The sequence below is a fragment of the Mycobacterium asiaticum genome (genome assembly GCF_001673315.1).
In the GTDB taxonomy this organism is placed as follows: Bacteria; Actinomycetota; Actinomycetes; order Mycobacteriales; family Mycobacteriaceae; genus Mycobacterium; species Mycobacterium asiaticum_B.
Genome location: NZ_LZLQ01000031.1, coordinates 43,575 through 52,722, shown reverse-complemented (window position 1 = coordinate 52,722; position 9,148 = coordinate 43,575). Strand labels below are relative to the sequence as shown.

Below are 9,148 nucleotides of genomic sequence, written 5' to 3'. Positions count from 1 at the left end.
GAGCGCACCGCGATGATGCCCAAGCGCCGACGCACCCGCGCCCAAGACCGCGCCTACCGCGTCGACGCCGAACGCCGGGCGAACCGCCAAGCCCGCCAACCCGGCTACGCCAGCAACGGCGGGCCTGCGCCGCCCTGTGACGAACCCCCACCCTTCTGAACCATCAGCGAATCGACTGCGGCACAACGAAATCACGAGCCTGGTGCTTGGCCGAGTGATCCGCCTGCTCGACCGCCGCGGGCAACAACTCACCGAGTTGCCGCGGATACACCTGCTCCCCCGCAGCGGTCAGCGCGGCGATATCGCCGGGGCTGCACCAGCGGGCGCCGTGGATGTAGCTGTGCTCCAACTCGGTGCGGCCGGTGGCCGTCGGCTCGAATCGTTGGGTGCGGTGCACGAAGTAGAACTCTTCGCTGTCGAGCGTGGTGCCGTTGAACTCGAAGACCTCGTCGCGTCGCCAGATGGGCCCCACCAAGTTCGCCGGCGTGATCTGCAGCCCTGTTTCCTCGGCGAGTTCGCGCGCGGCCGCTTCGGCCAATCGTTCACCGGGCCGTACCTCGCCGCCGACCGTGAACCACCACCTGGCCGCATCGGTAATAGCGGGATCCGAGCCACACAACAGCAGCACCGCGCCGTGCTCGTCGAGCAACACCACCCGCGCCGAGGTGCGGTGGTTGAGCTCGCTATCGGTGTGCCGCTGGGCGTGCGGCCGCTCGGCGATCTCGAAATACGTTGGCAGCGGCGCTCGTCCGCCGAGCCGGAACAATCGCACCATCCGTCGCTCGGCCAGCACCAGGGTGTCGCGCACCGCGTCGTTGTGGAATCTGCGGGCCAACAGCACCCGAGCTTCGGCGTCGGCCAACTCCGCCACCAAAGCCGCCGGCACCGACGCCGGATCGACCATCGCCAGTGCCGCGGAAAGCTCGTTCTCCGCGGTCTCCCGTGCGTGGCGCGGTGCCCGCTCGGCGGCGTCAGCCAGCGCCGCCAACCGCTCGCCCTCGGGTGACCCGCCGTAAGCGTCGATCGCCACGGCACGCGCCACCACCGCCCGCCGTGCCAGCGCTGCGTCCAGCGCGTGCCAGGACAGGTCGTAGCGCACGTTCAGCCGGTCCAAGCGATTGGCGCGTTGATAGCCCCAGGCGCCAAAGGCCGCCAGCACCAAGAACAGCCCGATGACTGCGGCAACCAGCCACTCCATCAGCCGGCCACCTGCACCTTCACACCAGACCCTGCGACCGTCTCGTAGACCCGCATGATCTGGCTGGCTACCACCGACCAGTCGTAGCGGCGGACCGCCTCGGTGCCGGCTGCGACATATCGCTGCCGAAGCGCGTCGTCCTGCAGCACCGCAACCAACGCATCAGCCAACGCGTTGCCGTCCTCGACGGGCACCAGTCGCCCCACCTCGCCGTCCTGCAAGACGCGTCGGAACGCGTCCAGGTCGCTGGCCACCACCGCGGTGCAGGCGGCCATGGCCTCCACCAGAACGATGCCGAAACTCTCCCCACCGGTATTAGGTGCGCAATAGACATCGGCGCTGCGCATCGCGGACGCCTTGCCCGCATCGTCGACCTGCCCCAGAAATCGCAAGTTATCAGCGAATCCCGTTGCCTCACCGCGTAATTCGTCCTCGTCACCGCGGCCGACGATCAGCAGCTGCACGTCAGGAAAACACTCCACCACCTTGGGCATAGCTTCCAGCAGCGTCGCCATCCCCTTGCGCGGCTCGTCATACCGCCCCAGGAACAGCACCGTCTTACCCGGCCGCGGATATCCGTCGAACGGCGCCGCCGACGAAAAGAACTCGACGTCGACGCCGTTGGGAATCTCCACCGCATCGGACCCCAACGATTCCATCTGCCAGCGTCGGGCCAGGTCGGACACCGCGATCCGTCCGACGATCTTCTCGAACCTGGGCCGCAGCATGCCGCCCAGGACCGACAGCGCTACCGACTTGGTGGCCGAGGTGTGAAACGTCGCCACGATCGGGCCTTCGGCGATGTTCAGCGCTAACAGCGACAGGCTCGGGGCGCTTGGTTCGTGCACATGCAGCACGTCGAACTCGCCCTCGGCGAGCCATTTTTTGACCGCGCGGTAAGAAGCCGGGCCGAACCGCACCCGGGCCACCGAGCCGTTGTAGGGAATGGGAATGGCCTTCCCGGCGGAGACGACATAGTCGGGAAGCGAGGTGTCCTCCCCCACCGGGGCCAGCACGCTGACCTCATGCCCTCGCTCGCGCATCACCTCGGCTAGCTGCAGGACGTGCGACTGCACCCCGCCCGGCACATCGAACGAGTAGGGGCAGACCATCCCGATCCGCATCAGGCTTCCTTCAACCAGGCCTGCCGCTCGTCCGAGAGATCGGCCAGCCACTGCGGCTGCATCATGTGCCAGTCTTCGGGGTTGGCGGCGATGTTGGTCTCGAATTCCCGGGCCAGCGCCTGAGTGATCGCCTTGACGTCGCCGCTGCTGCAGTCCAGCGGTTCTTGCATCTTGCATTCCCAGCCGTCGCCGTCGAACCAGCAGTGGGACGGCAGCAGTTGCGCGCCGGTGGCGATCGCGAGTTTGGCCGGCCCGGCCGGCATCCGGGTGGTTTCACCGAAGAATTCGACCTCGACGCCAGTTCGGGTGAGGTCACGCTCGGCCATCAGCGCCACGATCTGGTTGGCCCGTAGCCGGTCGCACAGCACCTCGAACGGGGATCGATCTCCCCCCGAATGCGGAATGACTTCGAAACCCAGGCCTTCGCGGTACTCGATGAAACGTCGGTACAGCGATTCCGGTTTGAGCCGCTCGGCGACGGTGGCGAACGTGCCGTAGGTCTGCGAGAGCCAGACCCCGTTCATGTCCCAGTTACCGCTGTGCGGCAACGCCAGCACCACCCCCCGGCCGGCGGCCAGCGCCCCGTTCAGGTTGTCCTGCCCACCGGTGCAGCTGTCCAGCCGGCGGGTGAGTTCGGCCAGATCCATGGTCGGCAGGCGAAACGCCTCCCGCCAGTACCGGGCGTAGGACTCCAGGGACGCACGCATCAACGAGTCCGGCACCTGGGCGGGCCGTACCCCTATCACACGCGCCAGGTTCTTGCGGAGCTGCTCCGGTCCACCGCGCCGCGCCGCATACCGCGCGCCCGCGTCGAACGCGTTGCGCGCCGCGAACTCCGGCAGCGCCCGAACCGCCCGCCAGCCCGCCGCATACGCCCACCCGGTCGCGGTGCCGGTCAACAGTTCGCGGGGTCGTCCGGGCAGTTTCTTCAGGCCCACCGACGGAGGTATCACGGCTCACTCTTTCCTTGCAGCGCGATGCGGTCGACGGCCCCGGGTGAAGTCCGCACGGTGTACAACCGCTGCCCGCAGGTGATGATGCTGAGCACCGCCAGCAGCCACATTCCGATGGGCAGTGCCGGCGGCCAGGCAACGAACGGAAAGTCCGACACCCCGGCACCGGTCAGCACAATGATCAACCGTTCGGGCCGCTCGATGAAGCCGCCGTCACCGCGCAACCCGCTGGCTTCGGCGCGGGCCTTGATGTAGGAGATGACCTGGGAGGTCACCAGGCAGATCAGGGTCGCCACGGTCAGCAGCCGGTCGTGCAGGTGGAACGCGATCCACCACAGCAACCCGCAGAACACCGCGCCGTCACTGATGCGGTCACAGGTGGCATCCAGCACCGCACCGAACCGGGTGCCGCCGCCGCGTTCGCGGGCCATGGCGCCGTCGAGCATGTCGAACAACGTGAAGAACCACACCACGCAGCCACCGGCGAACAGGTGACCCATCGGGAAGAGAATCAACGCGCCCGCCACCGTTGCGGTGGTTCCGATGACGGTGGCGGCGTCCGGCGTCAGACCGACCCACAGGGCGGCCCGGGCCACCGGCTCGGTGATCCGGGAGAAGAACGCCCGCGACAGGAACGGCAGCTTGCTCATGACTGCCTGGTCCACTCGTCGGCCAGCAACTGGCGGGTTTCCCGCAGCAACTGCGGTATCACCTTGGATCCGCCGACGATGGTGATGAAGTTCGCGTCGCCACCCCATCGGGGTACGACGTGCACGTGGAGGTGCTCGGCCAGCGATCCGCCCGCCGAGTGCCCCAGATTGATGCCGACGTTGAAGCCGTGCGGGCGCGACACGTTCTTGATCACCCGAATTGCCTTCTGGGTGAAGGCCATCACCTCGGCGCTCTCGGCTTCGGTCAGATCTTCGAGTTCGGACACCCGCCGGTAGGGCACCACCATCAGGTGGCCCGGGTTGTACGGGTACAAGTTGAGCACGGCGTAGACGAGTTCGCCGCGGGCCACCACCAGTCCGTCCTCGTCGGACATCTGCGGGATGTCACTGAAGGGTTCGGCGCGCCCGGCGTCGTCGCGCTTCATGGGAGCTTCGGCGAGGTAGTTCATCCGGTACGGCGTCCACAGTCGTTGCAGGTGGTCGCGCTCCCCGACACCGCGGTCGAGGATCGTGTCGTCCTGCTCATTCACCGCCGATTACCTTTACTGATTCGGCTGTCGGAATGGAATTTTCACGTCGCGCGATCCAATCGGCAATCGTTGCCACCGCGACGTCGCGGGGCACGCCGTTGATCTGACTGCGGTCGGCGAACCGGAAGCTCACCGCGCCGGCCTGCACGTCGCGATCCCCGGCGAGCAGCATGAACGGCACCTTCTGGTTGGTGTGGTTCACGATCTTCTTGGCCATCCGATCGTCGCTGCTGTCCACCTCCGCCCGGATTCCGCGCGACTTCAGTTGCGTGGCAACGTCTTCCAGGTAGGCGATGTGCTCGTCGGCGACCGGGATGCCGACCGTCTGCACCGGCGCCAGCCAGGCCGGGAACGCCCCCGCGTGGTGCTCGGTGAGGATGCCGAAGAACCGCTCGATCGAGCCGAACAACGCCCGGTGGATGAGGACGGGCCGCTGGCGCGTCCCATCCGACGCGGTGTATTCGAGTTCGAAGCGGTCCGGCATGTTGAAGTCGACCTGAAGCGTCGACATCTGCCAGCTGCGGCCCAACGCGTCTTTGACCTGCACTGAAATCTTGGGACCGTAGAACGCCGCACCGCCCGGGTCCGGTACCAGGTCCAGGCCGGAGGCTTCGCCCACTTCGCGCAGGATCGCGGTGGCCTCGTCCCACACCTCGTCGGAGCCGACGTACTTCTCCGGGTCCTTGGTGGACAGCTCCAGGTAGTAGTCGTCGAGCCCGTAGTCGGCCAGCAGGTCGAGGACGAAGCGCAGCACCGAGGTGAGCTCGTCGCGCATCTGCTCGCGGGTGCAGTAGATGTGCGCGTCGTCCTGCGTCATGCCACGCACCCTGGTCAGGCCGTGGATGACGCCCGACTTCTCGTAGCGGTAGACGCTGCCGAACTCGAAGAGCCGCAGCGGCAGTTCACGGTACGACCGCCCCCGCGACCGGTAGATCAGGTGATGCATCGGGCAGTTCATCGGCTTGAGGTAGTAATCCTGCCCCGGCTTGCGCACCGTGCCGTCCGCGTTGAACTCGGCGTCGAGGTGCATCGGCGGGTACATCCCGTCGGCGTACCACTCCAGGTGGCCCGAGGTGACGTAGAGCTGCTGCTTGGTGATATGCGGGGTGTTGACGAACTGGTAGCCGGCCTGTTCGTGTTTGCGCCGCGAATACTCCTCCAGCTCCCGACGGATGATGCCACCCCTGGGGTGGAAGACGGCGAGCCCGGAGCCGATCTCGTCGGGGAAGCTGAACAGGTCCAGCTCCACGCCCAGCTTGCGGTGGTCGCGGCGCTGCGCCTCGGCGATCAGCTCGAGGTGACGCTCCATTGCCTCCTGCGACTCCCACGCGGTGCCGTAGATCCGTTGCAGGCTGGCGTTGTTCTGGTCGCCCCGCCAGTAGGCCGCGGAGCTGCGGGTCAGCTTGAACGCCGGGATGTGCTTGGTGGTCGGGATGTGCGGGCCGCGGCACAGGTCGCCCCACACCCGTTGGCGGGTTCGCGGGTTGAGGTTGTCGTAGGCGGTCAGCTCGTCTCCACCGACCTCCATGACGTCCGGGTCGCCCGACTTGTCGTCGATGAGTTCGAGCTTGAACGGCTCGTTGGCCAGCTCTTCGCGCGCCTCGTCCTTTGACTGGTAGACCCGCCGGTCGAACAGCTGGCCTTCCTTGACGATCTGGCGCATCCGCTTTTCCAGCGCTTCGAGGTTCTCCGGCGTGAAGGGCTCGATGACGTCGAAGTCGTAGTAGAAGCCGTCGACGATCGGCGGTCCAATCCCCAACTTCGCGTGCGGAAACAGGTCCTGCACGGCCTGGGCCAGCACGTGCGCGGTCGAGTGCCGGATGACGCTGCGGCCGTCGTCGGTGTTCGCCGCGACCGGGGTGACCTCGACATCCGTGTCAGGCACCCAGCTCAGATCGCGCAGCTTGCCGTCGGCGTCGCGCACTACCACGATCGCTTCCGGCGACCCGCGCCGCGGCAACCCCGCCTCCCCGACAGCGGCCGCGGCGGTAGTCCCGGCAGGCACCCGGATCGGCGTTGCCGGGACGGGCTGTGCGGGGGCGCTCATCGGGTTGGTCTCCAATACGTGAAGGTGAGGCGATCGCGGACAATGCTATCGGGGAGGTGTCTCAGGGCTGCCCCGGCTTGAGCCGTACAAACAACGCGTCGGCTTCGGTCAGCAGGGTGTCGCCGTCGGTCAACTGACCCGATACGAAGATCTTGCGTCCCTCCACGCTGTCGATCCCGCAGGAGAACTGCAACTCCTTTTCGATCGGCACGATGCTGCGGTAGGTGACCTTCAGGTATGCCGTGCGCTGCCGGCGGCTACCGGTCAGCACCGACGCGGTCAATCCCAGAATCGAGTCGAACATCAGGCCGAGAGCCCCGCCGTGCACGGCACCGTTGCGCCCCAGGTGAAATCGGGCGAAGCGGGCCTGACCTTCGATCCGGCCGTCCGCGGTCTTCTGCGCGTCCATCGGGACGGTCAGGATGTTCCCGCGGACCGGCAGATCCATCCGGCGTCCCGACGGCGACTGCCACTCGTCGGCGTCGAACGGTGCCAGCAGTGCCGAGAGCTCTTCCAGCCGGTTGGCGGCTTCGGTGATCACCGCGTCGGGCGCATCGACGGCGCGCGCATGGTCCTGCAGCTTGCGCACCGCGTCGACGAAACGGCCGTAATCCGGTCCGCCCTTTTTGGTCGGTTCAGGCGGGTTGAATCCGCCGCCAGGGTGTTGCTGATGGTCAACTACCACCAGGACACCGTATTGCTATTCGCTTTGAGCGGCACCGGCAGCCGATAGCGCCTCGAATTCCTCGTCGGTGAGGGTGATGTCGGCGGCGGCGACGTTCTCCTCCAGGTGCGCCACCCGCGACGTCCCGGGGATCGGCAGCATCACCGGCGAGCGCTTCAACAGCCAGGCCAGCGCCAGCTGCGACGGCGTCGCATGGTGGGCCGATGCGATCTTCTGCAGCGGACCGTCCGGTGCGGCCAATGGGCCCGACGCCAGCGGGAACCACGGAATGAAGCCGATGCCCTGGGCGGTCGCGGCTTCCAGCAGCGGCTCGGCGCTGCGGGTCGACAGGTTGTACATGTTCTGCACCGACACGATCGGCGCCAACTGACGGGCGGCCTCCAGTTGGTCGACGTCGATCTCGGACAGTCCGATGTGGCGGATCTTGCCTTCCGTCTGCAACGCGGTCAGCTCGCCGAGCTGGTCGGCGAGCGGGAAGTTGGCGTCGACGCGGTGCAGCTGGAACAGGTCGATGGTCTCGACGCCCAGACGCCGCAGGCTCATTTCGCATTCCTGCCGCAGGTAGCTCGGATTGCCCAGCGGGATCCAGACGTCGGGGCCGGTGCGCAGCAGGCCCGCCTTGGTGGCGATGACCAAATCGGTGTACGGGTGCAGCGCCTCGTGGATGATCTCCTCGCAGATATAGGGGCCGTAGGAGTCGGCTGTGTCGATGAAGTTCACGCCGAGTTCGACCGCGCGCCGCAGCACTCGGACGCATTCGTCGCGGTCGGCCGGCGGGCCCCAGACCCCTTTCCCGGTCAGGCGCATCGCGCCGAAGCCGAGCCGGTTGATGGACAGGTCGCCACCGAGTGCAAACGTTCCCGAATTTTCCGCAGCCATGCATCAAACCGTACGCGTGGCAAGCTGGCCTTTGTGGACCTGAATGCGCTTGCCGACCAGCAGCTGACCTATCAGGAAGTGGGCGCCACCGCCGCCGCACAGTTGCCACCTGGATACCAGCACCTCAGTGTGTCCGAGCAGATCGGCACCGGCCGGGACCGCTTCGAACAAGCCGCCGATGCCGTCATGAGTTGGGGCATGCAGCGCGGCGCCGGCTTGGGCGTGCGGGCCAGTTCGGACCGCGTCGTGGTCTCGGCCGTGGTGGTGGTCAAGACGCTGGGTGTGCTGCGTGCCCCGTGCCGGGTGGTCTACGTGATCGACGAACCCGACGCGCGCGGCTTCGCCTACGGGACGCTGCCGGGTCACCCCGAATCCGGTGAGGAACGCTTCGCGGTCCGCTACGACCCCAAGACCTCTGCGGTGTATGCGGACGTGTCGTCGTTCTCCCGGCCCGCCCGCTGGTGGAGCAAGCTGGGCGGGCCCTTCGTGGTGGTGACTCAACGCATCATCGCCCGCCGCTACCTGCGCGGCATCTGAGCGACGATGCTCCCGGTGTGCACGCCATGGGCCAGCCTGGCCAGGGCGAGCGCTCCCACCAGCAAACCGAAGTCACGCAGAGCGACGTCGTAGAAACCCGGCCCGGTAAGCAGGTCCAGGATGATTCCGGCCAGCCAGCCCGCGACCACCCACGCGCCCCAACGCGGCGCGACTGCGACCAGGATGCCGGCGACGATCTCAATCGCACCGACCAGATACATGGCCTGGTCGGCAGTGCCGGGAATGATTCCGTCGATCCAGCCCGCCAGGTACATGCTCCAGTGATGGGGATGGGTCAGCACGTTGAAGAACTTGTCGAGGCCGAACACGATGGGCGCGACGGTGAAAACCGTGCGTAGCAACAGGAAGGCGGAGTACGCGGGATCACGCAATTTGGCCTGCAGATCGGCCGGGTTTCCGGTGGCGTGGGTGGTGCTCATCGACTACTCCTCGAGTTCTAGCGGATAATAATTTATACGTTAGAACGGGTAGACTGTAGCGTCAAGTAACTTGTCCGTTAGAAG

At 66.7% G+C, this 9,148-nt stretch carries 10 protein-coding genes; 1 reads left to right on the top strand and 9 read right to left on the bottom strand.

What is annotated here, in order from left to right:
- Positions 1 to 163: 163 nt before the first annotated feature.
- The 8 genes from A5636_RS05765 to A5636_RS05730 form a co-directional block, all read right to left on the bottom strand.
- Complete coding sequence (locus A5636_RS05765) at positions 164 to 1,198, bottom strand: NUDIX hydrolase (RefSeq protein WP_065157740.1); 1,035 nt, start codon at positions 1,196 to 1,198, stop codon at positions 164 to 166.
- Positions 1,198 to 2,322 carry a glycosyltransferase family 4 protein gene (locus A5636_RS05760; protein WP_065157739.1) on the bottom strand — a complete coding sequence of 375 codons (1,125 nt, stop codon included), beginning with the start codon at positions 2,320 to 2,322 and terminating at the stop codon, positions 1,198 to 1,200. Before A5636_RS05760 ends, A5636_RS05765 begins: the two co-directional genes overlap by 1 nt.
- Complete coding sequence (locus A5636_RS05755; protein ID WP_065157738.1) at positions 2,322 to 3,275, bottom strand: phosphatidylinositol mannoside acyltransferase; 954 nt, start codon at positions 3,273 to 3,275, stop codon at positions 2,322 to 2,324. The genes A5636_RS05760 and A5636_RS05755 overlap by 1 nt, the downstream gene beginning before the upstream one ends.
- The gene (gene pgsA, locus A5636_RS05750; protein ID WP_065157737.1) at positions 3,272 to 3,925 is read right to left on the bottom strand and encodes a phosphatidylinositol phosphate synthase; all 654 of its coding nucleotides are present in this window, start codon (positions 3,923 to 3,925) and stop codon (positions 3,272 to 3,274) included. Before pgsA ends, A5636_RS05755 begins: the two co-directional genes overlap by 4 nt.
- Positions 3,922 to 4,476: an HIT family protein gene (locus tag A5636_RS05745; protein WP_065157736.1), complete on the bottom strand. Its 555-nt coding sequence runs from the start codon at positions 4,474 to 4,476 to the stop codon at positions 3,922 to 3,924. Before A5636_RS05745 ends, pgsA begins: the two co-directional genes overlap by 4 nt.
- Positions 4,469 to 6,523 (bottom strand): threonine--tRNA ligase, encoded by a 2,055-nt coding sequence (gene thrS, locus A5636_RS05740; protein ID WP_065157735.1) that lies wholly within the window; start codon positions 6,521 to 6,523, stop codon positions 4,469 to 4,471. Before thrS ends, A5636_RS05745 begins: the two co-directional genes overlap by 8 nt.
- A 61-nt stretch (positions 6,524 to 6,584) precedes the next feature.
- Complete coding sequence (locus tag A5636_RS05735) at positions 6,585 to 7,211, bottom strand: PaaI family thioesterase (protein ID WP_065157734.1); 627 nt, start codon at positions 7,209 to 7,211, stop codon at positions 6,585 to 6,587.
- Between the two features lie 12 nt (positions 7,212 to 7,223).
- Complete coding sequence (locus tag A5636_RS05730; RefSeq protein WP_065157733.1) at positions 7,224 to 8,087, bottom strand: aldo/keto reductase; 864 nt, start codon at positions 8,085 to 8,087, stop codon at positions 7,224 to 7,226.
- Positions 8,088 to 8,120: 33 nt separating this feature from the next.
- On the opposite strand from A5636_RS05730, the gene A5636_RS05725 reads away from it, so the two are divergent.
- Positions 8,121 to 8,624 carry a DUF1990 family protein gene (locus tag A5636_RS05725; protein WP_065157732.1) on the top strand — a complete coding sequence of 168 codons (504 nt, stop codon included), beginning with the start codon at positions 8,121 to 8,123 and terminating at the stop codon, positions 8,622 to 8,624.
- Here the strand turns inward: A5636_RS05725 and A5636_RS05720 are convergent.
- Positions 8,606 to 9,064, bottom strand: a complete 459-nt coding sequence (locus tag A5636_RS05720; RefSeq protein WP_065157731.1) for a DoxX family membrane protein — start codon at positions 9,062 to 9,064, stop codon at positions 8,606 to 8,608. The genes A5636_RS05725 and A5636_RS05720 overlap by 19 nt on opposite strands.
- Positions 9,065 to 9,148 lie beyond the last annotated feature (84 nt).